This window comes from Pelagibacterium mangrovi (assembly GCF_036662815.1).
Classification (GTDB): Bacteria; Pseudomonadota; Alphaproteobacteria; order Rhizobiales; family Devosiaceae; genus Pelagibacterium; species Pelagibacterium mangrovi.
On sequence record NZ_JBAFXA010000001.1, the window covers coordinates 308,972 to 333,908 of the forward strand.

Sequence of the window (24,937 nt, forward strand, 5' to 3'; positions counted from 1 at the left end):
GTCATTCCGGGACTTGTTCCCGGAATCCAGTGTGCGCCTGCCGAAACAACCACCCCCGGGGCCTATCCCCCCAGCATCTCCACGATCCTCTTAAGCCCCTTGCGCAGGTGCCGATGGCGCTTCTCTCCGAGATCTTCCGCGATCGTCTCATCGAGATGGGCCCAGTGCTCCTCGATCGCCCGGCGCATGGCGTGGCCCTGCTGGCTCAGCCGGGCGCCCGGTTCCATTTCCGGCCCCACGGCCAGCCGCAGCAGCACATCGCGGTCCTCGAGCCGGGCCAGCCGCGCGTCGAGCTGTTCGGGCGCCAGGCCGGTGAATTCAACGAGCGCCGCCATCGTCGCCCCGGCCGGATCGGAAAGCCCGAGCAGCACGGCGTCGTCGCCAGCCTCCAAACCCCGCGCCGCCAGGGGCGCGAGCAGGGCCTGCCGGGCCAGTTGGCCCGCCTCGATCAGGCGGTAGAGCGTCGAGCCGGCGGCGGATTTGGACATGGGTATCGATCCAGAGCGCTTTCAGCAAAAGTGGCTCCCACTTTTGCGGTTCGGAAGCGCGACAAAACAAGAGCTTAGAGCATTTCGTCGTTTCCGTTAAACGATGTAATGCTCTACCCAAATCCCGGCCTTCCGTCGAATCGCCTTTGGAAGAAAAGTTAATTGGCTGGTGCATGCTTGTTCGCGCTCCCGGCGCGCTATAAGGCTCATAAGCACTGTAAATTTCGCCGGAGTCGTTTCTTGCCGCTCACGCGTGTGACATCGATCGAAGCGCTGTCCGGCCTTGGGCTCACCCCAAGCACCATCGCCATCCTGCCGGTCGCGGCCACCGAGGCGCATGGCCCCCATCTCCCCGTCACCACCGATTGCGACATTGCCGAAGGCCATCTTGATGCGTTCGGGTCCCATCTCTCCAGCGCTATCGACGCTGTCGTCCTGCCCATCCAGAGGATCGGTGCGTCGCGCGAGCACCTCTGGGCGCCGGGCACGCAAAGCCGCGAGGAAGCCGATCTGTTCGCCGATTGGTTCGCCATCGCCCAAACCCTGGCCCGGGCCGGAGGGCGGCGGCTGGTCGTCGTTTCCAGCCATGGCGGCAACACGGCGGTGGTCGACAGCCTGATCCTTACGGCGCGCGCCGAGCTTGAAATGCTCGCGGTGGGCACCGCCTGGATGCGGTTTGCCCAATTCGAAAAATTCTACACCCATGACGAGCGCAAATACGGCATCCATGGCGGCGCCATCGAAACCGCGCTGATGCTCCATTTCGCGCCCCATCTTGTCGATATGGCCAAAGCTGAAAATTTCCCCTCGTTTTTTGCGGCCATCGAGAGTGAGATGACCCATCTTTCCGCCACGGGCCGGCACCGGTTCGGCTGGCTCAGTTCCGATCTCAACCCTCAAGGGGTTGCAGGCGATGCGACCATCGCCACGGCGGAGCAGGGGGCTTTGCTGGCCGATCAGATTCACGCAGGCTTTGCCCAATTGCTTGACGATGTCGCCCGGTTCGACCTTTCTTGGCTGCGGTAACAAGGACACGCCATGACCCAGGACCTCGCCCGTATCCGTGCTTTCGTGCAGGTGTTCGACGCCGGCGGCTTTTCGGCTGCCGCGCGCATCCACGGGCGGTCCAAGGCGCTGCTCTCCAAATATGTCACCGATCTGGAAGATTATCTGGGCGTGCGGCTGATGAACCGTACAACGCGCAAGCTCAGCCTTACCGAGGCGGGCGAGGCCTATTATCGCGAGGTCAGGGAAATCCTTTCCCAGCTCGACGATCTGGACGCCACGATCACCGAGCAGTCCGCCGCCCCGCGCGGCGTCCTGCGGGTTTCCGCGCCGCGCAATTTCGGGGAGTCGACCCTGCTCGAACCGCTGTTCGAATTCACGCGCCTGCATCCCGACGTCACCCTCGATCTGCGGCTCGAAGACCGGATGGTCGATCTGGTCGATGAAGGGATCGACGTGGCGCTGCGCATCTCGAAGATGAGCGACACCTCGCTCATTGCCCGCAAAATCGCCGAAACCTCAGTCATGCTGTGCGCCAACCCGCAGATCATCAAGGCCCACGGCATGCCCAAAACCCCCGAGGCGCTCAAGGGCGTGCCTTGCGTGGTCGATACCGCCATGACGGGGCAGGCCAACTGGCAGTTCGTCGAAGAGGGACGCACGCTCACCGTGCATGTGGATGGCCCGGTCCGCGTCAATTCGCCGATGGGGGCGCTGGTTGCCGCAAAAAAAGGCCTCGGTTTCGCGCTACTGCCGAGTTTCCTGGCCTGTACGGCCATCGAAAGGGGGGAGCTGGTGCCCGTTCTTGCCGATTTTCTGCCGCAACGGCCCTTCCTGCAGGCGGTCTATCCGCATCGCCGGCATTTGTCGGGCAAGGTGAGGGCGTTGATCGATTTCCTCGTCGATTGGTTCGCAATCCACCCGGTCAATACCTGAGCGATGTTTGCACCCCTGCTCAAAAAAGCCGGCGCAGTCCTGGTTACCGCTCTCGCCCTGGGCGGGCCGGCCATGGCCCATCCTCACGTCTGGATCGATGCGGCCGGCGAGGTGCTGTTCGAAAACGGCGCCATCTCCGGCATGCGCCATCACTGGACGTTCGATCAGTATTTTTCCGCCTGGGCCACTCAGGGGCTCGATGCCGATGGCGACGGCATCCTGACCCAGTCCGAGCTTCAGCCGCTGGCCAATGAAAATATCGAAGGGCTGGATTATTATTCCTACTACACCTTCGGCGATCCCGATGGGCTCGACGGTCACGCGACCGTCGGCGGGGCGCGCGATCCCTCCATGGTCTATGAGAACGGCCAGGTGACGCTCTCCTTCACCATGGATTTCGCCGAGCCCCAGCGCGTCAGCGGCATTTACGATATCGAGGTGGGCGATCCCGGATACTACGCCGCCTTCACCTTCCCCGCCGCCGATTCCGTTACCCTGGTGGGTGCGCCCGAGGGGTGTTCGGTGGTCTCGAAAGAGCCCCAGCCGATCGATCCGGAACTGGAAGAGGCGCTGTGGATGCTCGGGCCGGAAGTGACCGAGTTGCCCGAAAACCTGCGCGAAGCGGCCCGCGCCCTGGCCAATCTCGTGACCGTCACCTGTCCGGCGGGAACGCCGGCCACGGCGCTCGACGCCATCGAAACCGTCGCCGCCCAGCGCCCGGCCACCCCGTTCTCCGCTCCACCCGCCGAAGTGTCCCTGGTTCCCACGCAGGGGGGATTTTTCGGCTGGATCGCCGCTCAGCAGCGCGATTTCTACCGCGCCATGACCAATGCGCTCGGCGCGCTGCATCAGGATGGCAACGCCTTCTGGGTGCTGGGCGGCCTGAGCTTTCTCTACGGCGTCTTCCACGCCGCAGGACCGGGGCATGGCAAGGTGGTGATTTCCTCCTACGTTCTGGCCAGCGAACGCCAGTTGCGGCGCGGCATCGTCCTGAGCTTTCTGTCGGCCATGATGCAATCGGTCGTCGCCGTGGTTTTCATCCTCGTCGCCGCCAGTCTTTTGCGTCTCACCTCGATCGCCATGAGCGAGGCGGCGCGGTGGATCGAAATCGTCTCCTACGGCATGGTCGCCCTGCTCGGGGCGTGGCTGGCGACGCGAAAAATCGTCAACTGGGGCAAGGGCGGTGAACACGGCCATGCACACACCGTTCAACACCACCATCATGGCGGTCATCACCACCACCACGATGACTGTGATCACCACATGGTCACCCCCCAACAGGCCGACGGCAACTGGCGCGAAGCGCTCGGCGTCATCGTCTCGGTCGGGCTTCGTCCCTGCTCGGGGGCGCTGGTGGTGCTGGTGTTCGCGTTGAGCCAGAACCTGTTGCTCGCGGGAATTTTCGCTACATTTCTCATGGGGTTAGGCACTGCGATCACTGTCGCCACCCTCGCCTCGCTCGCCGTTTTCCTCAAGGGCGGCGCGCTCAAACTCACCGGCGGCGGCACGCTGGGCGCTTCGGTCTTGTGGTGGATCGAGCTGGCCGGCGCGCTGCTGGTCATGGCGTTCGGCATGATCCTGCTTTTCGCCAGTCTCTAAACGGCGTAAATCCCCCTTAAAAGCTGGGCAAATGGCCGCATTCCGAAGCCAAAGTGTTGCCCCGCCGGCCATTGGCGCTATTGTGCGCCCAACATAACAAATGCCTCACATCAGTGTCGTCAGGATTCCGATGAACGCCCAATTGCCGCTCGATCATCTCGCTGTAAAACAACAAAAAATCGGCGTTCTGCTGCTCAATCTCGGTACACCCGACGGCACCGATTACTGGAGCGTCCGCCGCTATCTCCAGGAATTCCTGTCCGACCCGCGCGTCATCGAAACGCCGAAATGGCTGTGGTGGCCGATTCTCAATCTGGGCATCCTTTCGTTCCGCCCGCAAAAGACCGGCGCCAATTACGCGCGCATCTGGGACAAGGAAAAAAACGAGAGCCCGCTTAGGGTTATCACCCGCGCCCAGGCCGAAAAGCTGCAAGAGGCGATGGCGGGCGAAGACGTTATCGTCGAATACGGCATGCGCTACGGCAACCCCTCGACTCAGAGCGCCATCGAAAAGCTGCACGCCCAGGGCTGCGACCGCATCCTGTTGTTCCCGCTCTATCCGCAATATTCGGCGACCACCACGGCAACCGCCAACGACAAGGCTTTCCTGGCTTTGAAGGATATCCGCTGGCAGCCCGCCGTGCGCACGGTTCCGGCCTATTTCGCCGACGATATCTATATCGAAATGCTGGCGAAATCGATCAAGGAGGGCGTCGAGGCGCTCGACTTTACTCCCGACGTGGTCATTACCTCCTATCATGGCATGCCAAAGGAATATCTCGAAAAGGGCGACCCTTATTACTGGCAATGCCATGAAACCACGCGGCTGGTGCGTGAAAAGCTCGGCTGGTCGGACGAAAAGCTCATGGTCACCTTCCAGAGCCGTTTCGGACCCACCGAATGGCTGCAACCCTATACCGACGAGACGCTGAAATCGCTGCCGGAGAAGGGGATCAAGAAGGTCGCGATCCTCGCGCCGGCCTTTTCGGCCGATTGCATCGAAACCCTCGAGGAAATCGCCATAACGGGGGAAGAGGAATTCACGCACGCGGGCGGCGAGCGCTACGCCTATATCCCGTGCCTCAATGACACCCCCGATGGCATTGCGATGATCGAAACCATCGTTCGCCGCGAGCTTTCCGGCTGGGTTTAAAGCCCTAATTTAAGGCTTTGTTAACTATAAGTTGCAAGCTTCGGTCCTGAGCAGGGAGCGCGCTTTGAATCGCTCCGTTTCCTTTGGATTTCGGGGCAATTGGGCATACGCGCGCACAGCATCGCCATCCTGATCGTGGCCGTCGGCGGGGCGTTTGCCGGCGCCTCGCCCGGATTTGCGCAAGGGGACGGGTCGCGCACCGACAACCCCGATCTGCTGCGCGGCTCGCTCGGCATGGGGTGCCCGGCGGGGACGTTGTGCGATTTCCCTCCCGCCCATCTCGCCGCCGCTCCCATTGCGCTGCCCACGCAGCCGGCTCTTGCTCCCGCGCCGGCCATGAACGTGGAAACCGCCACGGTCCCGGCAATGGAGCCTGCGACATCGACGGTTTCTACGCCCCCAGCACCCGCTCCGACGCCGAACGCACGCGAGCTCGAATACGGCATCAGCCTGCGCGGCGCCTATGTGCGGAGTGTTTCGGATGAGCGCTTCGAGATGCTGGCGATTCCGGATGTAAGCGTTTCGCGCTCGACGGGGGCTACCGATTTCTCGCTGGATGCCTCGGCGAGCCTCATCCAGCCGCAATCGTCCGATCCACGCGTCGGCTCGGCCAGCGTTTCGGCAGGCACCGTCCATCGCCTATCGCCCTCGGCGGGCCTCGCCTTTAATACGGATCTGGCCTTGGTGCAGGACGATGCCGCCGGGTTGACCGTCGATGAGATGGACCTTGCCACCGCGCCGGTGACGGTCGCGGGGAGCGTCGGAACCACCTATACCCAGCGTTTCGGGCGTCTCAACGCCACGGGTACGCTCGGGTTCAGCCGCGAATGGGTGGGTGCTTCGACCCGCATCGACGGCACCGAGATCGACAATTCGGGTGACAGCTTTACCCGCTACGCCGGCGGCTTGCGCGTGGGCTATGAACTGACGCCGGTGCTGGAAATCTTCGGGCAGGGGGATTTGGGGCGCACGGTTTTCGATGCCGCCGATCGTGATCTGGGCGTCAGCCGCACCGGCAATGATTTCGCCTTGCGCGCCGGGGTGGCCACCAATTGGAACGATGTGGTGACGCTCGAAGCCTCACTGGGCTCGGGCTGGCGTGTCTATGAGGCGGGGTCCCTCGCGGACGCGCAAAGCTGGCTCTATGGTGCCGCCATCGGCTACCGGCCAACGGCGACCACGCAATTGCGCGCCAGCCTTGAAACCCAATTATCGCCGGGCGAGGGGGAAGCGGGGGCCAGCACCAATTACCTTGCCGGGGTTGAGCTGACCCATGCCGCCAATTCATGGCTCGAGTTGCGCGCCGCCGCCGGCATGGAATGGCTGGCGCCCAAGGACGGCACACCGGCCAGCCGGCTCTATACTGCCGGGGCGGGAGCCGATCTGGTCCTGGGCGCCCACACCAGCGCGACGCTCGATTACGAATATGGCCTGCGCGAAGATCCCGGCGCCGCGATCGCCGATCGAGACGAGCATCGCGTGAGCGGCGGGATCAGTCTTCGATACTGATCGGGATATCGCCGGTCAGGGTCTTGAGTTCCTTCATGAACGCATCGGCGATGTCCTCGCGGTCAAGCGCGAAGACCACATTGGCCGTCAGGAACCCGATCTTGGAGCCGCAGTCGAATGAGCGGCCATCATATTTGACGCCGGTAAAGGGCTGCATGTCCATCAGATGCCGCATGGCGTCGGTGATCTGGATTTCTCCGCCCGCGCCGACGGTCTGCTCTGAAAGAAGTGAGAAGATCTCCGGCTGCAGGATGTAGCGGCCCGAGATGATCAGATTGGACGGGGCGTCCTCGGGCTTGGGCTTTTCCACCATCCCGCTGATCGAAAAGCCGGTATCGGGGCCTTCGCCGCGCGCCACCACGCCATAGGAGGACACCTCCTCATGGGGCACTTCCTCGACGGCGATGACGTTGCCGCCGGTTTCCTCATAGGCCTCCATCATCTGCTTGAGGACGCCGCGCTCGGATTTGAAGATCATGTCGGGCAAGAGCAGGGCGAACGGCTCGCGGCCGACGATATCGCGCGCGCACCAGACGGCGTGACCGAGCCCGAGCGGCTCCTGCTGGCGGGTGAAGCTGGTCTGGCCCGCCTTGGGCAGTTCGCGGCGAAGCTGTTCGAGCGCTTCATGTTTGCCACGAACCTCGAGGGTGGATTCGAGTTCGAACTGGCGGTCGAAATGATCCTCGATGACGCCCTTGTTGCGGCCGGTGACGAAGACGAAATGCTCGATGCCTGCCTCGCGGGCCTCATCGACGGCGTACTGGATGACAGGCTTGTCGACGACCGTCAGCATTTCCTTGGGCATGGCCTTGGTGGCGGGAAGAAAACGGGTGCCAAGGCCGGCAACGGGAAAGACGGCAGTACGGACTCTGCGAACCACTGGATACTCCTTGGATGTGCGCGCAATAAGCTAAGACAGTTTCAATGACTTAATGCAAGTTTGGGGTAACGGTTTCATGCCGCTTCCGCTATGTGGGGAGCGACAATTCAACAGGCTTGGACAAAGATCATGGCTATTCTGGTCACGGGCGGAGCCGGATATATCGGTTCCCACATGGTTCTCCATCTCGCTGATGCCGGCGAAGACGTGGTTGTGCTCGACAATCTTACCACTGGCTTTCCCTGGCTGGTCGATCATCGGGTGAAACTGGTGGAGGGCAATGTCGCCGACAATGAGCTGGTCACACGGCTGATCGCCGAGCATGGAATCGAGGCGGTCATCCACTTCGCCGGATCGATCATCGTCCCCGAATCGGTTGAAAATCCGCTCAAATATTACAAAAACAACACCGCCAACACCCGCGATCTGATTGCCGCCTGTGTTGCGGGCGGGGTCAAGCATTTCATCTTCTCCTCCACCGCCGCCGTCTATGGCATGGTGGGGCTCGAACCGGTTTCCGAGGAGGCCGTGCTCTCGCCGGTTTCGCCTTACGGCAAGTCCAAGCTGATGAGCGAGTGGATGCTGGCCGATGTGGCGGCGGCCCACCCCATGACCTATGGTGTGCTGCGCTATTTCAACGTAGCGGGCGCCGATCCGCAAAAACGCTCCGGCCAATCGGCGGCAGGGGCGACCCATCTGATCAAGGTCGCCGTTCAGACCGCGCTCGGCCACCGAGAAAAGATGAACGTTTTCGGGGACGATTATCCCACCCCCGACGGCACCTGCGTGCGCGACTATATTCATGTTTCCGATCTGGTTGCCGCCCACGGAATCCTGCTCGACCATCTGCGCAAGGGCGGCGAGAGCCTGACGGTCAATTGCGGCTATGGGCGCGGCTTTTCGGTCGATGAGGTCGTTTCGACGGTCAAGGCGGTCACCGGCATCGATTTCCCCGTCGAGCACGGCCCTAGGCGTCCCGGCGATCCGGCTTCGATCGTTGCCGGTGCCGACCGTATTCGGGCGCTGGGCTGGCAGCCGCGTTTCGACGATCTCGCGGGGATCGTGGAGATGGCCTATGGTTGGGAAAAATATCTCGATACTCGAAACGACCGTCCTTCCATTCTTTGAGCCCGCCGCTTTCGGCGTCGATCGATTTGGACTAAAAAAGCGGTATGTCGGTTTCCCGTACCATCGTTCGTGCCGTTCTGCTGGTGCTCTTGTCGGCCGGCCTCGTTTCGAGCCTCGCCGCCCAGGAACGCTCGACGAGAACGCTGTTCGAGGTTCTGTTCGGACGCGATGACGAGCCCACGCCGCCACCGGCGGCGACGCAGCCTCAGCCAAGGCCGCAGCCCGCGCCGGCGCCCCAGCCCGCGCGGCAACCGGCTCCCCAGCCGGTGGCGGTGCCCGAGGTGGAGAAATCGGAAAGCGCCCGCAGGATCATGGTCATGGGCGATTCCCTAGGCGTCGATCTGGCGCGCGCGCTCGAACGGCTTTATGCCAACAATCCCGAGATCGCGGTGATCGACAGCGCCGTCGGCTCGTCGGGCTTCGTGCGGGACGATTTCTTCGATTGGAACGAAGCAATCGAGGATGAGATCATTGCTGATAGTTTCGACGTCGCGGTGGTGGCCATCGGCATCAACGACCGGCAGGCGCTCAATGGCGCCGAGGCGTTGAGCGAGGGTTGGCGGAACACCTATCGCGAACGTCTCAATGCGTTCCTGGGCGATCTCGGTGCGGCGGGCAAGCAGATCGTCTGGATCGAACTTCCGCCCATGGAGCAGCCGAGCTATGGCGCGGCGATGGCGCAGATTTCCTCCATCCATAAAGCGGCGGTGAGCGCTGTGGGCGGCGAATGGGTCGAGACCTATGACCGCTATCTGGGGGAGAATGGCGGCTACAGCGCCGACGGGCCTGATCTTAACGGAAATATCGTTGCCATGCGCAAGGGCGACGGCATCCATTTTTCCGCCGCCGGTGCCGACAAGGTCGCCTTTTATATCGACAGGGCCCTTGCCACCGAGGGGAGTCGGGTCAGCCTTTCGGGCAGCACGTCCGAGGTTGCCGATCTGCTTGCGGGGACCGACGCGGCGAGCATGATCCGCCCGCCGTTCCAGGGGCTTGAGCAGATGCGGCTGGTGGAAATGGCCAGCCTGGTTCAGGATCTGGGTGGCGCGGCGCAAAGGGCTGGGGGGCTCGTCGTCGCCCGGACACCCACGGCCGATGCGCGCGGGTTCGCGCTCGAAGACATGCTGGAGGCTCCGGTGGGCCGGGTCGATGCATTCGGGTTGGGGCGAATGGCGGGTGGCGTGGAAAACCCGGCAGGCAGATAAAACCCCGGAGCATCGCTCCGGGGTTCTGTTTTCCCGATTATCGGGGCAGAGTCGTTGTGCCCATCAGGTCCAGATCGATGGCCCGCGCGGCCTGCCGGCCCTCGCGGATGGCCCAGACGACCAGCGACTGGCCGCGCCGCATGTCGCCGGCGGCATAAACCCCATCGACAGTGGTCTTGTAGCTGAAGGTATCAGCGAACAGATTGCCGCGTTTGTCGAGCCTGGCGCCGAGTTGGTCGAGCATGCCGTCATGGATCGGGTGGGCAAAACCGATGGCCATCAGCACCAGATCGGCGGGCAGCAGAAAATCGCTGCCCTCGATGGGCTGACGATCTCGTCCGACGCGGGCGCAGTTGACGCCGATGACATGGCCACGCTCGTCGGCGACGATCTCGACGGTGCCCGCCTGGAATTCGCGATTGGCGCCCTCTGCCTGGGACGAGGACGTGCGCATCTTGACCGCCCAATTGGGCCAGGAGGTCAGCTTATCCTCCTTGACCGGAGGCTGGGGGCGGATGTCGAGCTGGGTGACGGAGATGGCGCCCTGGCGGAAGGCGGTGCCCACGCAGTCCGATGCCGTATCGCCGCCCCCGATCACCACGACGTTCTTGCCGGCGGCAAGGATCGGCTCGTCGGTGACGGGCTCGCCGCCATTGCGGCGGTTCTGCTGCACCAGATAGGGCATGGCGTAATGAACGCCCGCATGCTCGGTGCCTTCGCAACCTGGATGGCGTGGGAACTCCGCGCCGCCGCAGAGCAGCACGGCATCGTGGCCGGCCCGAAGCTCGGAGAGCGGACGGGTGATGCCGATATTCTCCCCGAAATGGAAGATCACACCCTCCGCTTCCATCTGAGCCTGACGGAAGTCGATATGGTGCTTTTCCATCTTGAAGTCGGGGATGCCGTAACGAAGCAATCCACCTGCGTTGGGCTCGCGCTCATAGACGTGGACCTCATGACCGACGCGGGCGAGCTGCTGGGCGGCGGCGAGACCGGCCGGGCCGGCACCGACGATCGCGATCTTCCTGCCGGTCTTTTTGTCGGCGATCTGCGGGCGGACCCAGCCACCGCGAATGGCCTTGTCGGCAATGGCCTGTTCGACGGTTTTGATGGCGACGGGCATGTCCTCGAGGTTCAGCGTGCAGGCTTCCTCGCACGGGGCGGGGCAGATGCGGCCGGTAAACTCGGGGAAATTGTTGGTCGAGTGCAGATTGCGCGCGGCCTCTTCCCAGTCGTCATTGTAAACGAGATCGTTCCAGTCCGGAATCTGGTTATGGACCGGGCAGCCCGTATCGCCGTGGCAATAGGGGATGCCGCAATCCATGCAGCGCGCGGCCTGGTTGCGCACCTCCGGCTCGGTGAGCGGGATGGTGAACTCGTGGTGATGGCGCACGCGGTCTGAGGCTGGCTCGTAACGCTGCTCCTGGCGATCGATTTCAAGAAAGCCCGTAACCTTGCCCATTGGCTTTCTCCTTCCTATTCGGCCGCACTGGGGCGCGAGCGGCCCGTGCGAAGATCTTCCATTTCCTGCATGGCCCGGCGGTATTCGACGGGCATGATCTTGACGAATTTGGGTCGGTATTCCTCCCAACGGTCGAGGATCTGCTTGGCTCGCGTCGAGCCAGTATAGTGCAGGTGATTGGACACGAGCTGGAACAGGCGCTCGTCGTCATGCTTAGTCATGTCGCCGGAAACATCGACGCGGCCATGCCATTCGAGGTCGCCACCATGGTGGTGGATCTTGCGCATCAGCTCTTCTTCCTCGGCCACCGGCTCGAGATCGACCATGGCGAGGTTACAGCGCGAGCGGAACGTCTCGTCCTCATCGAGGACATAGGCGACGCCGCCCGACATGCCCGCCGCGAAATTGCGTCCGGTCTTGCCGATGACGACGACGACACCGCCGGTCATGTATTCGCAGCCATGGTCGCCGGTGCCCTCGACAACGGCGACGGCGCCCGAATTGCGGACGGCGAAACGCTCGCCGGCCACGCCCCGGAAATAGCACTCGCCCTCGACGGCACCGTAGAGCACAGTGTTGCCGACGATCATCGATTCCTCGGGCACGATCCGGGCCTTTTCGGATGGACGGATGACGATGCGGCCGCCAGAAAGGCCCTTGCCCACATAGTCATTGCCGTCTCCGATCAAATCGAAGCTGATGCCGCGGGCCAGGAAGGCCCCGAAGCTCTGGCCGGCGGTGCCCCGGAAGGTCACCGAAACGGTGTCCTCGGCAAGCCCCTTATGACCGTGGATCTTGGCGACTTCGCCCGAGAGCATGGCCCCGGCGGAGCGGTTGAGCGAACGGATCGGCATTTCGAACTGGGTCGGCGTGCGCGTATCGATGGCCTCGCGGGCCTTTTCGATCAGCGTACGGTCGAGCACCGCTTCGAGGTGATGGTTCTGGAATTCGGTGTGATGGATCGAATCCCCGCCGATCGGCTCGGGCTTGTGGAAGAGTCTCGAGAAATCGAGCCCCTTGGCCTTCCAGTGATCGTCGAGCCGGGTCTGATCGAGCAGGTCCGAGCGCCCGATGATCTCGTCGATCGTGCGCGCGCCGATCTCCGCCAGAAGCTGTCTCAATTCCTCGGCCACGAAGAAGAAATAATTGATGACATGCTCGGGCGTGCCCTTGAAGCGCTTGCGCAGGACGGGGTCCTGCGTCGCGATGCCCACCGGGCAGGTGTTGAGATGGCATTTGCGCATCATGATGCAGCCGGCCGCGATCAACGGTGCGGTGGCAAAGCCGTATTCGTCGGCGCCCAGCAGCGCGCCGATCAAAACGTCTCTACCGGTGCGGAAGCCACCATCGACCTGCAGCGCCACGCGCGAGCGCAGGCGGTTGAGGACGAGGGTCTGGTGGGTTTCGGCAAGGCCGATTTCCCACGGTCCGCCGGCATGCTTGAGGGAGGTCAACGGAGCCGCGCCGGTGCCCCCGTCATAGCCGGAAATGGTGATGTGGTCGGCACGCGCCTTGGCGACGCCAGCGGCAACGGTGCCGACGCCGACTTCGGAGACGAGCTTAACCGAAACATCGGCCTCGGGATTGACGTTCTTGAGATCGTAGATCAGCTGAGCCAGATCTTCGATCGAATAGATGTCGTGGTGCGGCGGGGGCGAGATGAGGCCCACGCCGGGGGTCGAATGGCGCGTCTTGGCGACGACCCAGTCGACCTTGTGGCCGGGCAACTGCCCGCCTTCGCCGGGCTTGGCGCCCTGGGCGACCTTGATCTGGAGCATATCGGCGTTGACCAGATATTCGGTCGTGACGCCGAAGCGGCCCGAGGCGATCTGCTTGATGGCCGAGCGTTGCGGGTTCATCGACCCATCGGGCAGCGGCTTGAAGCGCTCGGGGTCCTCGCCGCCTTCGCCGGTGTTGGACTTGCCGCCGATGCGGTTCATGGCCATGGCGAGGGTGGTGTGCGCCTCTCGCGAGATCGATCCAAAGCTCATCGCGCCGGTCGAAAAGCGCCGGACGATGGCCTCTGCCGATTCCACTTCCGAAATATCGACCGAAGCGCCGAGCGGCTTGATGGTGAAGAGCGAACGGATCGAAAGCCGCTGCGCATTTTCGCCATTGGCCGCGCGGGCGAAGGCGTTGTAACGCTCCTGCGCCGTTTCCGGCGTCTCGTCCTTCAAGCGCACTGCGTGCTGGAGGTCGGCGATGGTGTTGGGACCCCAGGCATGGGCTTCGCCCCGGATGCGGTAGGCGTATTCGCCGCCCACTTCGAGCGATTTGCGCAGCACGGCGTCGTCGGAAAAAGCCAGCGTGTGCCGGCGCAGGGTTTCCTCGGCGACCTCGGGAAGGCCGACGCCCTCGATGGTCGTCGCGGTACCAAAGAAGAAGCGCTTGATGAACTGGGTCGAAAGCCCGACGGCGTCGAAAATCTGCGCGCCGCAATAGGACTGGTAGGTCGATATGCCCATCTTGGACATGATCTTGAGCAGTCCCTTACCCACCGATTTGATGTAGCGGTAGATGACTTCGTTTGAATCCACTTCGGAGGGGAATTCCTCCTCATTGTGGAGCGCTGCGAGGGCTTCGAAGGCGAGGTAGGGGTTGATGGCCTCGGCGCCATAGCCGGCCAGTACCGCGAAATGATGGACTTCGCGGGCCTCGCCGGTTTCCACCACCAGACCCGAAGAGGTGCGAAGCCCCTTGCGGATCAGGTGATGGTGCACGGCCGCCGTTGCCAGCAGCGCGGGGATCGCGATGCGGTTGGCCGAAACCAGGCGGTCCGACAAGATGATGATGTTGTAGCCGTTGGTGACGGCCTGCTCGGCGCGTTCGCAGAGCGCATCGAGAGCCGCTTCCATGCCGGCAGTGCCCTTGGCGGCATCATAGGTGATGTCGAGGGTTGCCGTATGGAACTGGTTGTCGGCCATGTCTCCGAGCGCGCGGATCTTTTCGAGATCCTCATTGGTGAGGATCGGCTGGCGCACTTCGAGGCGTTTGACGGTCGACAGGCCCTCGAGATCGAACAGATTGGGGCGCGGGCCGATGAACGACACAAGGCTCATCACCGATTCCTCGCGGATCGGATCGATGGGCGGGTTGGTGACCTGCGCGAAGTTCTGCTTGAAATAGGTATAGAGCAGCTTGGGTTTGTCCGAGAGCGCCGACAGCGGGGTATCGGTGCCCATCGAGCCGACGGCTTCCTGACCGGTGGTGGCCATGGGCTCCATCAGGAGCTTGACGTCTTCCTGGGTGTAGCCGAAGGCTTGCAGGCGGTCGAGAAGGCTTTCGGTGGTGGCCGGCGCCTTGGGCTCGGTCTCGGGCAGATCCTCGAGCACGATCTGGGTCTTGGCGAGCCAGGTCGCATAGGGGTTCTTGGCGGCGAGGGCCTTCTTGATCTCATCGTCGGAAACGATGCGGCCTTCCTCGAGATCCATGAACAGCATCTTGCCCGGCTGCAGGCGCCAGCGTTCGAGCACGTCCTCTTCGGGAATGTCGAGAACGCCGGATTCCGAGGCGAGAACGACGTGCCCTTCCTTCGTCACCAGATAGCGGGCCGGACGCAGGCCGTTGCGGTCGAGGGTGGCGACGACATAGCGGCCATCCGACATGGACATGGCGGCGGGGCCGTCCCAGGGCTCCATCAGGGCGGCGTGGTATTCGTAGAACGCGCGGCGTTCCTCATCCATCAGCGTATTGCCGGCCCAGGCTTCGGGCACCAGCATCATGGCCGCGTGGGGCAGGGAGTAGCCCCCGCGCACAAGAAATTCGAGCGCGTTGTCGAAGCATGCCGTATCGGACTGGCCCTCATAGGAGATGGGCCAGAGCTTGGAAATCTCGTCGCCGAACTTGTCGGAAGCGACCGATGCCTGACGCGCCGCCATCCAGTTGACGTTGCCGCGAATGGTGTTGATTTCACCATTGTGGATAGTCATCCGGTAGGGGTGAGCCAGCTTCCATGAAGGGAAGGTGTTGGTGGAAAACCGCTGGTGGACCAGCGCGATGGCGCTTTCGAAATCGGCGTCGTGCAGGTCGGGATAGAACTTGCCGAGCTGGTCGGCCAGGAACATCCCCTTATAGACGATGGTGCGGGCTGACATCGAAACGATGTAGAAGCCGTTGTCGCCCTGCACCTCGGGAATTTCGCCGTAAACGGTGTTGGAGATCACCTTGCGCACGATTAGCAGCTTGCGCTCGAAGGCATCGATATCATCGATCGTTTCGGGGCGTGCGACGAACATCTGCTCGATGATCGGCTGGGTGGCGATAACCCCTTCGGAAAGCGCGGAATTGTCGAACGGAACGATGCGGTTGCCGAGCACCGTCAGCCCTTCGGCCTCGATGGTCTTGCGCACCAGTTCCGCGCACCGATCGCGCAGCCCGTCATTGGGGTAAAAGATCATGACCGGCGCGTAGTGGCCGCGTTCCGGCAAATCGAAATCGGTTGTTTTCTGAAAGAATGCGTGCGGGACCTGAACCAGTATCCCCGCGCCGTCGCCCATCAGGGGGTCGGCGCCGACCGCACCGCGGTGTTCGAGGTTCTCGAGGATCTCAAGACCCTTCTCGACCACTTCATGGCTGGATTTATTCTTGATGTTGGCGATCATGCCGATGCCGCAGGCATCGTGCTCATTGGCCGGATCGTAGAGCCCTTCTCCGGGGCGGGTGCGTTTGATGTCGGTGGAACCGGAAATCTGCGCAGCCGCCCCCAGATGACTAAAGTCCATTTGGTCCATATAAAGTCCTCGCCAAAGTTAACGGAACGTTGCTCTCGCGCCGTCCGTGCAGGTCGCTCGTTCGGGTCGTACAAGGATCAATGTACGGCTCGGGTGAGCGGTCCGGTTCTGTGTATGGAGCGGCACTGCATCCAAATGGCCGCTCAAAAACCCGATCGGGTTCCGCCACGCCGCTTCGCCACATCAATGGGCGGGCCGGGGCTGGCGACGCAGTTCGGGCCGGGAGACGGTCGATCCTGCGATTTTCTGTCCAGACCGCTTCGGAACCGAAGCGTCCATGGGACTTCCTAGCACAGTCTGTGCCGGATTGCCGTTCTTTTGTCAATTATGGACAGGAGTGCTGCCCTAATTTGGGGCGCGACATTGGCAGATTTTTTGCGCCGCGACAAGGGCGGGTCAGCCATTTTAGGACAATGAACCTAAAAAGCAAAAGGGCGCGTCGGATCGACGCGCCCTGCAAATTCCCGATGAACCATAGGCTCTATTCGAGGTGGGATTTGATGAACCACAAATTCTTGTCGAGATCGCGGGAAAAGGCGGTGAGGATGTCGGCCGCGTCGGCGTCTCCCGCTTCGTCGGTCGCGTCGATATCCTGGCGGACCTGATTGGCGAGCGCTGCATAGCGCTTGGCCAGTTCGGTCAGGTGATCCTTGGTCTTGCGGATATCGGTGGGATATTCGGCCAGCTTGGTCTTTTTGGCCACCACCTGCGAGGTGCCCAGCGCAATGCCGTCAAGCTGGGCAACGCGCTCGGCAATGGTATCTACGTGATCATCGAGCTGGGCGCGCATGGGGTCGAGCATTTCGTGCACGGCGATGAAATCGGCGCCCTTTAAGTTCCAATGGGCCTGCTTGGTGATGAGTGCCAGATCGATGGCGTCGGCGAGGCGAGCGTTGAGGATATCGATCACCGCCTTGCGGGCGTTGTCGTCCTTACCCAGGGAAATCGAAGGAAGAGCCATTTGAAAAATCCTTTGCTTTCAAAACAAGCCAGCGACCATTCAACACATATCGTCGCGGGCGGTTCCCAACAAGACAACGGGCGCAGCCCTTGCGGGCCGCGCCTTGTTTTGAACGGGAGATCGATCAGTTGACCGTCTTGTCCTCGATGGTCTGGGTGCCGTTGCCCTTGATTTCGATCTGGCGCGGACGTTTGGATTCGGGGATCTCGCGCTTGAGGTCGATGTGGAGCAGGCCGTTTTCGAGCGAAGCGCCCGAAACCTCTACATGCTCGGCAAGCTGGAAGCGCAGCTCGAAGGCGCGCTCGGCGATGCCGCGATGGAGGAATTCGCGTTTTTCGCTGCCGTTGGCGGTGCGGGAACCCTTGACCTGGAGGCTGTTCTCCTTGGTCTCGATGGCGATATCGCCGGACGAAAAGCCCGCAACGGCAATCGAGACGCGATAGGTGTCGTCACCGGTGCGTTCGATATTGTAGGGCGGGTAGGTCTTGGCGTCCTCGCCGACGAGGGTGTCGAGACGCGAAAACAGGCGGTCGAAACCGACAGTGGAGCGGTAGAAGGGGGAAAAATCGAGACGTTGCATTTTCTGTGTTCTCCTAGACAAAGCAAGAATCACGTTCTCTGCTGCCGGCGAATTGCTCCCATCTTTGGCAAGCGAAAGGGCCGGCGGCGTCCCCGGGTCATCCGGCGGACAAGATTGAGATAGGTGCCCGCATTTTCCGGTTCAAGGGGCGGGCCGGAAACCGGTTTTGGCGCGGCTGAACCGAATATGAATATGACGCTCGGGCAGCGTTCAGGCGCCCGGGGTTAGAACGGGGCATGTGATCTCGACACGGGATCATGCCAGGGCGCAGGCGCCGTTCACCGCCCCCCGCAACGGCGTCTGCGACCCATTCCCCCTTCCGTTCTGGCCTCGTTTACCTCGACTGGCTATCCTTGCGCCTTCTCAAGGAGACTTGCCCGGTGAACATGGCCCAGACGCCCGCCGAACCCAGCCTGGTTCATCTGCCATCCAGCCCGATCCCCCATGGTGCCCGCGTCGGCTATTTCACGACCAGCGACGGGGTGCGCCTGCGCTATGCCCTTTTCCCTCGGCTGGGCGAGGTGGCACGGGGGACCATCGTGCTGGTGCAGGGGCGGACGGAGTTCATCGAAAAATATTTCGAAACGATCGCAGATTTCCAGAAGCGCGGCTTTGCCGTCGCGACCTTCGATCTGCGCGGGCAGGGCGGTTCGGACCGGCTTCTGGCCAATCCGCGGCTGGGTTATGTTGAAAATTTCGACGACTACTGGACCGATCTGCGCGATTTCCATTCGGGGATCGTGCTGCCCGACTGCCCGCCGCCTTTCTATCTCGTGGGCCATTCCACCGGGGGGCTGGTGGGCCTGCTCGCGGCGTGCCGCGACAGGCTGATGTTCGACCGGGTGTTTCTTTCTTCCCCCATGCTCGGCCTTCCCGGGTTGCCGCTTTCGCTCAAATGGTCTTCGCGTCTGGTCAATGCTCTACGGTTTTTGGGGCTTTCGGCCTTGCCGATCGGGCGGCGGGAAGACAGGGCGCAAAGCGGGGGCCGCTTCGAGGGCAATCCGCTGACTTCCGATAGGGCGCGCTACATGCGCAGTGTCGAGATTCTTGCGGCGCGGCCCGAACTTTTCGTGGGCTTTCCGACGCTGGGATGGATCGGCTCTTCGCTCGCCGCCATGCGTCGGGCCAATGATGACAGCTTTCCGCTCGACCTCAAGATTCCGGTCTTTATCTGCGCGGCGGCGCTCGACAATGTGGTCGAAACGCGGGCCAGCGAGGCGTTGGGGTTGAGGCTGCGCGCCGGGCACCACGTCGTGATCCCCGGGGCGCGGCATGAACTGTTCATGGAAGCCGATCCGATCCGCGCGCAGCTCTTTGCCGCGTTCGACGCGTTCGTGACCGATCAGTCCTGGTAATTCTCAGTCCAGCATCGCTTCGCGCAGGACGCGCATGGCCTCGTCATGGAGCTGGGGGGTTGCGGCGGCTATGCAGGTCCCGCCTTTTTCGGCCCGTCCGCCATCCCAAGTCGTTGCGATGCCGCCCGCCGCCTCGATGATCGGGATCAGCGGAGCGATATCGACATCCTTGAGCCCGGCTTCGACGACGAGATCGATATGTCCGGCGGCAAGCAGCATATAGGCGTAGCAATCGAGCCCATAGCGCACCTGCAAGGCGCGCGAGCTCACCGCCGTCCAGGCCGCCAGATGCGGACCTTTGAACATGTCGGGCGTCGTGGTGCTGGCCCGCGCCTGGGAAAGGCGCGTTCTGTCGCTCACCGAGGCAGGAAAGGTTTCCTCGTGTCGCGAATGGCGCAGTTTGCCGCCTACGGCCAGCCAGCGCTCGCCGGTGAAGGGCTGCTCCATCAGCCCGGCAATGGACCGACCTTGGTGGGTGAGGCCGATCAGGGTGCCCCAGACCGGAATGCCGGAGATAAACGCCCGGGTGCCATCGATGGGGTCGATGATCCAGTTGTATGGCGTTGCGGTTGCCTTGGCGTCCCATTCCTCGCCGATAATGCCGTGATCGGGGAAACGGGTCGCGATGATTTCGCGAATGGCCATTTCAGCTTCTCGGTCCGCTTCGGTTACCGGATCGAACCCTTCGGCAAGCTTGTTATCCACAACAAGTTGGGTGCGGAAGCGGCTCAGGGTCACCGGGCGGGCAGCCTGGGCGCAGGCGAGAAGTGTTTCGACGATGGCTGCCTCGTCGAGCGCGCCGGGTGACGAAATTGTCATTTTGAACCAAATCGTTGCAGGGAAGGAAACAATCGTCGGCCGACAGCGGCCGGAATCGCGTTGGTAAATAATGGGTTTACAGAAGTGATTCCTTTTTGCAACAGCGTGTGCCGATTGCGCGGTCGAGGCATGAGGCAGGCTTGCGTTCGGGCGAAAAAAGGTTCAAGCACGATATTGCATGATGGATTGGTGACTCTTTTCGGCTCCGCCGTTCCGGGTCGCCAATGTTTCCTCCCTTGACTGGGGCCGCCTAGAGCGGCCCACTCTTTTTCCCTCATTGGAAATGATTATTCCGCTGCAAGCTGCGTGCGTGCCAGCGCGACTGCGTCGAAGCGCACGAGCGCGGCGAGCAGGGTTTCCGCCAATTGCTGCATGAGGGGAAAGCCCTGGTGCTTGGCGAGCGTCAGCTCGTGCATATAGAGGTGGCGCGAGAATTCGATCTGCAGCGCATGAATGCCATATTGCGGCCGGCCATAGGTGCGGGTCGTGTGGCCGCCCGCATAGGGGCGGTTGCGGGCCACCTTGAGCCCGGCGGCGGCAAAGACCATTTCCACGGTATCGACGAGGACGGGCGCGCAGGTCGTGCCGTAGCGGTCTCCGAGCACGACATCGGGGGCCGAGCGGTCGCCGCCCCGGTTGAGGCGCGGCATGGAATGACAGTCGATCAGCACCGCGACGCCGAAGGTGGCGAGTGTTTCGCTCAGAAGCGTCTGTAAGGTCTTGTGGTAAGGCTTGTAAATACCCTCGACGCGCATCAGCGCGTCTTCGAGCGTCAGCGGCTCGCGGTAGATTGGGCGGTTTTCAGAAACAATGCGGGCGATGGTGCCCAGCCCCGCCGCGATGCGAGGCGAGGTCGTGTTGAAGTGATCAGGCAAGCGTTCGCGAAACATGCGCGGGTCGAGCTCATAGGGCTCGCGGTTGACGTCGAGATAGGCACGCGGAAAATTGGCGCGCAGCATGGGCAGGCCCATATGAGGCGCCCGCGTGAAAATCTCGTCGACATAGGCGTCTTCGGAATGCCGGATGGTGGTTTCGTTGAGCCGGGAGAGCTTGAGGAAGCGCTGGGGATAGTCGCGGCCCGAATGCGGCGAATTGACCACGATGGGAGCGAGCTGACGGCGTGGGCGGATGGTTTCGAATGCAGGTCTGTCGGAATAGTCTGATTGCACGAATAACCCCGAGCCGCGCTGACGATATGTCGGATCAATTTCGCCAGTTTGCACCGCCCGCGCACGCTTGTCCACAAAAGTGGCCGCTTGCGACGCGATTGTGACTGTTGCGTGGGGCATCGGTTTCGTAAAACATGCGAATCACGCTGGAAACGGCGGAGAAAATTGAATGCAGGACGACGCTGAAGGGCAATCATGAACCGGATTTTGCTGGCTGAAGACGATGCTGACATGCGCCGGTTTCTCACCCGCGCGCTCAAGAATGCCGGCTATGACGTCGTCGCTTTCGACAATGGAAAGTCAGCCTATGAACGGCTGCGCGAGGAGCCGTTCACGCTTCTGCTTTCCGATATCGTCATGCCGGAAATGGACGGGATCGAACTGGCGCGCCGCGCCACCGAACTCGATCCGGACCTGAAAGTGATGTTCATCACCGGCTTTGCGGCCGTGGCGCTCAATCCCGACAGCGAGGCCCCCAAGGGTGCATCGGTACTTTCCAAGCCCTTCCACCTGCGCGATCTGGTGGGCGAAGTCGAGCGCTTGCTGGCGGCCTGAGCGCCTGATTTCGGGCGTTCCCGAAAGGGCGTCACAAAACGGCAAAAACCTGTTGACCCCGACCGCCGTTTCGTGGTGTATCCGCCCCATCGCTCCGCCGCTGGCGGAACGGTAACGAGAGTATGGGCGTATAGCTCAGCGGGAGAGCACTACGTTGACATCGTAGGGGTCACTGGTTCAATCCCAGTTACGCCCACCATCCTCTCACCCCGTTCCGTCGGGGCGCCCCCAAGGGGCTTTTCTGCCGGCACCGACCCATCGGGACGGATATGTCGAGCGGGTGTGTAGCTCAGCGGGAGAGCACTGCCTTCACACGGCAGGGGTCACAGGTTCAATCCCTGTCACACCCACCATTTATCTTATTGATTCCGAACGATATTTTGAATTGATTCTGCTCTAGTCCAGAAACCGATGATTATCGGTTGCTGCGAAGATTGGTTATGGCCCGCAATGAGCGTTTACCGCTACGCCACCACTTCGGCCGCTGTGTCGGCACTCTTAACGGCCCGGTGGTCGTCTTCGACCAACCCGCGTTTCCAGTAGCTGGAAATGTAGAGGCGGTCCGGGCCGAGCGCGCGTTCTTCTCGCAGGTATTTGCGGAGATTGCGCATAGCGTCAAACTCGGTTGCCACCCAAGCGTATGTCAGATCGGCAGGCCAATCCAGATTGCGGATTGAATCGGCAAGCAATCTGTCGTTGCTGCCGGGGGTGGGATTGACCAGCCAATGGGTCCTGACGTTATCCGACGCCGTGAGGTTTTGGATGTCCCCTTCAGCCTGGATTTCAAGAAAGGCGTCGCATTGTGCGTCAGGTCCCAAGGCTTCCAGGTTGACCGAAATCGCCGGTAACGCCGTCATGTCGCCGGCTACGATGTAGCGACCATTTCCTGCCGGCAAAGGTTTGACCGGGCCAGGGCCGCCGACCTCCAATCGGTCGCCACTCTTTGCCGCGAGTGCCCAGGCCGTGGCGAGGCCGGCGTGCCCGCTGGAGCCATGGAGCGCAAAATCGACGTCGATGAAGTCTGCGCCCTGGTTCCTGATGGTATATGTCCGCGTTGCCGTGTCTTCGCCGACCGGAATACGCAATTTGAGGTAGCCGCCAGCGAACTCAGGGGGGAAATTGGTGACGTCGTCCCCGCCAAATCGCACGCGAAACATGTTGGGCGTGACAAAGCCTGTTTCGCGAACCTCAAAAACGCGCAGTTGGCGGACCATCGACAGTCTCCTTTTCGTTTCGCCCCGATTTGGGCCTGTTTATGCGTCGAAAGCATTCCAACATATGGTGGCTGGCTAGCGAAATGCCATCCTAGGACTGACCCAACTCCACCGATCGATTTGCGGCGCGCGAAAAGCCCATAAGAGAAATAGCCAGTTCCATTGGCTCATTGGTGCCGGCGGCGACCCCGGATAGCGTCATTTCGGTTCCGGCGCGCAGGCGGCTGGCCTGGCTTGCGTCGAACACGACGGGCACAAGGCAGCCTGTTGCAATGCAGGCGAGGAACGGTTGGCGATCGCCAAGATCGTTCCCATCAACCGCGATCTGAATTCCATTGGCCAGTTGCATACCGAATGGCAGGAGCAGCATGCCTTCGATGCGGTCGATTGCCGGCGTTGCCAGCTCGACGGACACAACCGGGCGACCGGTGCCGCTGTCGGCCAGGGTTTGAGCCAGAATGCATAGCTTTTCGGCATCTTGCGTGCGGCAGGACACTGTCCAATCGCCATGCTCTTCGATCAACGACTGAGCGCCGCCGGGCAATCCGGCTGGCTGCTGGGCGGTTGCGGGGGATAGAGCGAGACCGAGCGCTGCAAAGACAACGAAGATGCGGTTAGTCATTGGAGGAAGCCTTTGGTGTGTTGGAGGCGGCGGGCGCAAATGGAGGAAGCCGGAAGACAGCGTCTGCGATCGGTGGTGTCATCGGCGAAAACCGCTCGGCGTCAGAGGGCAGCAAAACTGCCGTGTCGGTTATGCCGAGATGAGCAAGCTGAAACGGTGTGCCGTGGCCATATTCCATATGTCCACGGCCTATGATGCCGATGACAAGTCCGGCTTTACCCGCCTCGAGCGCCTTGGCGATGTTGCATGCGAAAGCACGGTCCCAGGTCTGTTGGGAGCGTACGAAGCGATCGAAGGCCGGATCGTCGGCCGAGACTGCGCCCGAACCCCTGCCGACGGTTCCGCCGCGCGTTAATTCGAAGAGGTGCTGCCGGTGAGCGGTACTGGCTGGAACGGCTGGCGTCAGGCCGTCCCGCTCATCCTCGGGGATCGCATCCCAGCCCTCCTTGCCGACTCGGGTGACCAGCGGTCGCTCGCAATTGAGGGCCAGCATGGGGAGACCGAATTCGCGGCAGAAATCGAACAGCGGCATGTAGAGGGCCGGATCGAAACGCCAGACCGTTTCCCACTCGGCTTGCGCCAAGAAATCGACGGTGCTCAGGTTTCCGGCCACCCAGCGGTCGAGCACCGGTTGCACGCGGCGGGGAAACATCTCGAAGCCCACGGCAATGTCGGCGCGGTATGTCAGAAGGCTTGCGCAGACGGCAAGCTGCCAGCGATGGATGTCGTAGCGATCATGGGTTTCGCCCAGCAGGACGGCGCGATTTCGGGCGACCCTTGCGATCAGTTCGTGGTGGGCGAGGGTCTCTCCGCTGATCCCATCGCGCCATGTGCCGACAATATGGGCGGAGGTCATGGGCGGGGTGTGTCTTCTGTCTGCGCGGAGATGACAAGGCCAATCGGCATCTGATCCTCGCCGAGAGCGGCGAGCGTCGAGCCATTTTCGCCTTCCTGCCAGCGGGAAACTGCGCCACAGCGCAGATGAAGATGGAAATCGGGACGCGTAACGTTGATGAAACCCATCGCCGGGTTGACCCGCTCGACAATACCGGCCCAGCGCTGCTCGAAACCTTTCCGGCGAAAGCTGATGGAGACAGGCTCGCCGTCTTCCAGTGCCCTGGAAAGGGGCTTTGCTCCCACGTCCTCAAGGCTGGCTTCCTGGCGTTCACCGCGAGGCTGCCGGGGTTGCTCAGGCAGGGCCTCTCCCGAGCCGAATTGGGCAAGGGCCGCATCGAAGGGCTCGAGCCCGCCAAATCCCACAACGGAGAAAAGGACCTCTTCGCCGCCCAGAAAGTCGATGCGGGGATAGGCCTGGTCGCCCATGATGCTGGTGCGGTCGACGATGATGTCGGTGATCGCCCGGGGATCGATCCGGCTGTCATGCTCGGCGCCTGAGCAGACAAGCCAACCAGCATCGGCCGAAACGGATTCGATGACGCCGATACGTTCATGCGTCGCGCCGCCGTTTTTGGCGGTAATCATCAGCCGCCCGATGGCAGGGAGCGTGTAAATAACGGAGGCGGGTGAAACCGATAGACGTTCGCGGCGGTTGGTGGTCATGCGGGAA

21 protein-coding genes and 2 tRNA genes are annotated in these 24,937 nt (G+C 62.2%); 11 read left to right on the forward strand and 12 right to left on the reverse strand.

Going from position 1 to position 24,937, the window contains the following annotated elements:
• Window positions 1–62 precede the first annotated feature (62 nt).
• Window positions 63–488 carry a winged helix DNA-binding protein gene (locus V4T21_RS01530; RefSeq protein ID WP_332712054.1) on the reverse strand — a complete coding sequence of 142 codons (426 nt, stop codon included), beginning with the start codon at window positions 486–488 and terminating at the stop codon, window positions 63–65.
• 240 nt (window positions 489–728) lie between these two features.
• Between V4T21_RS01530 and V4T21_RS01535 the strand changes: the two genes are divergently transcribed.
• The 5 genes from V4T21_RS01535 (at window position 729) to V4T21_RS01555 (ending at window position 6,690) form a co-directional block, all read left to right on the forward strand.
• Window positions 729–1,514, forward strand: coding sequence for a creatininase family protein (locus V4T21_RS01535; RefSeq protein ID WP_332712057.1), 786 nt, complete (start codon window positions 729–731; stop codon window positions 1,512–1,514).
• Between the two features lie 12 nt (window positions 1,515–1,526).
• On the forward strand, window positions 1,527–2,429 hold the full coding sequence (locus V4T21_RS01540) for a LysR family transcriptional regulator (protein ID WP_332712060.1): 903 nt from the start codon (window positions 1,527–1,529) through the stop codon (window positions 2,427–2,429).
• Window positions 2,430–2,432: 3 nt separating this feature from the next.
• Window positions 2,433–4,028, forward strand: a complete 1,596-nt coding sequence (locus tag V4T21_RS01545; protein WP_332712062.1) for a HoxN/HupN/NixA family nickel/cobalt transporter — start codon at window positions 2,433–2,435, stop codon at window positions 4,026–4,028.
• Between the two features lie 130 nt (window positions 4,029–4,158).
• Window positions 4,159–5,181: a ferrochelatase gene (hemH, locus tag V4T21_RS01550; RefSeq protein WP_332712065.1), complete on the forward strand. Its 1,023-nt coding sequence runs from the start codon at window positions 4,159–4,161 to the stop codon at window positions 5,179–5,181.
• A 99-nt stretch (window positions 5,182–5,280) separates the two neighbouring features.
• Window positions 5,281–6,690 (forward strand): outer membrane beta-barrel protein, encoded by a 1,410-nt coding sequence (locus tag V4T21_RS01555; RefSeq protein WP_332712067.1) that lies wholly within the window; start codon window positions 5,281–5,283, stop codon window positions 6,688–6,690.
• On the opposite strand, the gene galU is transcribed toward V4T21_RS01555, so the two are convergent.
• Window positions 6,674–7,570: a UTP--glucose-1-phosphate uridylyltransferase GalU gene (galU, locus tag V4T21_RS01560; RefSeq protein WP_332712069.1), complete on the reverse strand. Its 897-nt coding sequence runs from the start codon at window positions 7,568–7,570 to the stop codon at window positions 6,674–6,676. The genes V4T21_RS01555 and galU overlap by 17 nt on opposite strands.
• Before the next feature lie 129 nt (window positions 7,571–7,699).
• On the opposite strand from galU, the gene galE reads away from it, so the two are divergent.
• Window positions 7,700–8,698, forward strand: coding sequence for a UDP-glucose 4-epimerase GalE (galE, locus tag V4T21_RS01565; RefSeq protein ID WP_332712072.1), 999 nt, complete (start codon window positions 7,700–7,702; stop codon window positions 8,696–8,698).
• Window positions 8,699–8,742: 44 nt separating this feature from the next.
• Window positions 8,743–9,903, forward strand: coding sequence for an SGNH/GDSL hydrolase family protein (locus V4T21_RS01570; protein ID WP_332712075.1), 1,161 nt, complete (start codon window positions 8,743–8,745; stop codon window positions 9,901–9,903).
• 37 nt (window positions 9,904–9,940) lie between these two features.
• Here the strand turns inward: V4T21_RS01570 and V4T21_RS01575 are convergent, their stop codons facing one another.
• The 4 genes from V4T21_RS01575 to V4T21_RS01590 form a co-directional block, all read right to left on the reverse strand.
• Window positions 9,941–11,365 (reverse strand): glutamate synthase subunit beta, encoded by a 1,425-nt coding sequence (locus V4T21_RS01575; protein ID WP_332712078.1) that lies wholly within the window; start codon window positions 11,363–11,365, stop codon window positions 9,941–9,943.
• Window positions 11,366–11,379: 14 nt separating this feature from the next.
• Complete coding sequence (gene gltB / locus V4T21_RS01580) at window positions 11,380–16,086, reverse strand: glutamate synthase large subunit (protein ID WP_332712694.1); 4,707 nt, start codon at window positions 16,084–16,086, stop codon at window positions 11,380–11,382.
• A 490-nt stretch (window positions 16,087–16,576) separates the two neighbouring features.
• The gene (gene dps, locus V4T21_RS01585) at window positions 16,577–17,056 is read right to left on the reverse strand and encodes a DNA starvation/stationary phase protection protein Dps (RefSeq protein ID WP_332712080.1); all 480 of its coding nucleotides are present in this window, start codon (window positions 17,054–17,056) and stop codon (window positions 16,577–16,579) included.
• 124 nt (window positions 17,057–17,180) lie between these two features.
• Window positions 17,181–17,636: an Hsp20 family protein gene (locus V4T21_RS01590; protein ID WP_332712083.1), complete on the reverse strand. Its 456-nt coding sequence runs from the start codon at window positions 17,634–17,636 to the stop codon at window positions 17,181–17,183.
• Between the two features lie 386 nt (window positions 17,637–18,022).
• Between V4T21_RS01590 and V4T21_RS01595 the strand changes: the two genes are divergently transcribed.
• Window positions 18,023–18,991, forward strand: coding sequence for an alpha/beta hydrolase (locus V4T21_RS01595; RefSeq protein WP_332712697.1), 969 nt, complete (start codon window positions 18,023–18,025; stop codon window positions 18,989–18,991).
• A gap of 3 nt (window positions 18,992–18,994) precedes the next feature.
• Here V4T21_RS01595 and hisN read toward each other — a convergent pair whose 3' ends face one another.
• A complete protein-coding gene (gene hisN / locus V4T21_RS01600; protein ID WP_332712086.1) occupies window positions 18,995–19,810 on the reverse strand; it encodes a histidinol-phosphatase in 816 nt (271 codons plus the stop codon).
• 287 nt (window positions 19,811–20,097) lie between these two features.
• A complete protein-coding gene (locus V4T21_RS01605; RefSeq protein ID WP_332712089.1) occupies window positions 20,098–20,979 on the reverse strand; it encodes an N-formylglutamate amidohydrolase in 882 nt (293 codons plus the stop codon).
• Between the two features lie 195 nt (window positions 20,980–21,174).
• On the opposite strand from V4T21_RS01605, the gene cpdR reads away from it, so the two are divergent.
• From cpdR to V4T21_RS01620, 3 genes are all read left to right on the forward strand, one after another.
• Window positions 21,175–21,534 (forward strand): cell cycle two-component system response regulator CpdR, encoded by a 360-nt coding sequence (cpdR, locus tag V4T21_RS01610; RefSeq protein ID WP_309160010.1) that lies wholly within the window; start codon window positions 21,175–21,177, stop codon window positions 21,532–21,534.
• Window positions 21,535–21,658: 124 nt separating this feature from the next.
• Window positions 21,659–21,733: transfer RNA gene (locus tag V4T21_RS01615), tRNA-Val, on the forward strand.
• A gap of 79 nt (window positions 21,734–21,812) precedes the next feature.
• A tRNA-Val gene (locus V4T21_RS01620) sits at window positions 21,813–21,887 on the forward strand.
• A 111-nt stretch (window positions 21,888–21,998) separates the two neighbouring features.
• Here V4T21_RS01620 and V4T21_RS01625 read toward each other — a convergent pair.
• The 4 genes from V4T21_RS01625 to V4T21_RS01640 all read right to left on the reverse strand — a co-directional run bounded on the left by V4T21_RS01625 (window position 21,999) and on the right by V4T21_RS01640 (window position 24,930).
• Window positions 21,999–22,748, reverse strand: coding sequence for a siderophore-interacting protein (locus tag V4T21_RS01625; protein WP_332712103.1), 750 nt, complete (start codon window positions 22,746–22,748; stop codon window positions 21,999–22,001).
• Between the two features lie 91 nt (window positions 22,749–22,839).
• Window positions 22,840–23,370 (reverse strand): invasion associated locus B family protein, encoded by a 531-nt coding sequence (locus tag V4T21_RS01630; protein WP_332712106.1) that lies wholly within the window; start codon window positions 23,368–23,370, stop codon window positions 22,840–22,842.
• Window positions 23,363–24,226, reverse strand: coding sequence for a ChaN family lipoprotein (locus V4T21_RS01635; RefSeq protein ID WP_332712108.1), 864 nt, complete (start codon window positions 24,224–24,226; stop codon window positions 23,363–23,365). The genes V4T21_RS01630 and V4T21_RS01635 overlap by 8 nt, the downstream gene beginning before the upstream one ends.
• A complete protein-coding gene (locus tag V4T21_RS01640; protein ID WP_332712111.1) occupies window positions 24,223–24,930 on the reverse strand; it encodes a hypothetical protein in 708 nt (235 codons plus the stop codon). Before V4T21_RS01640 ends, V4T21_RS01635 begins: the two co-directional genes overlap by 4 nt.
• Between the last annotated feature and the right edge of the window lie 7 nt (window positions 24,931–24,937).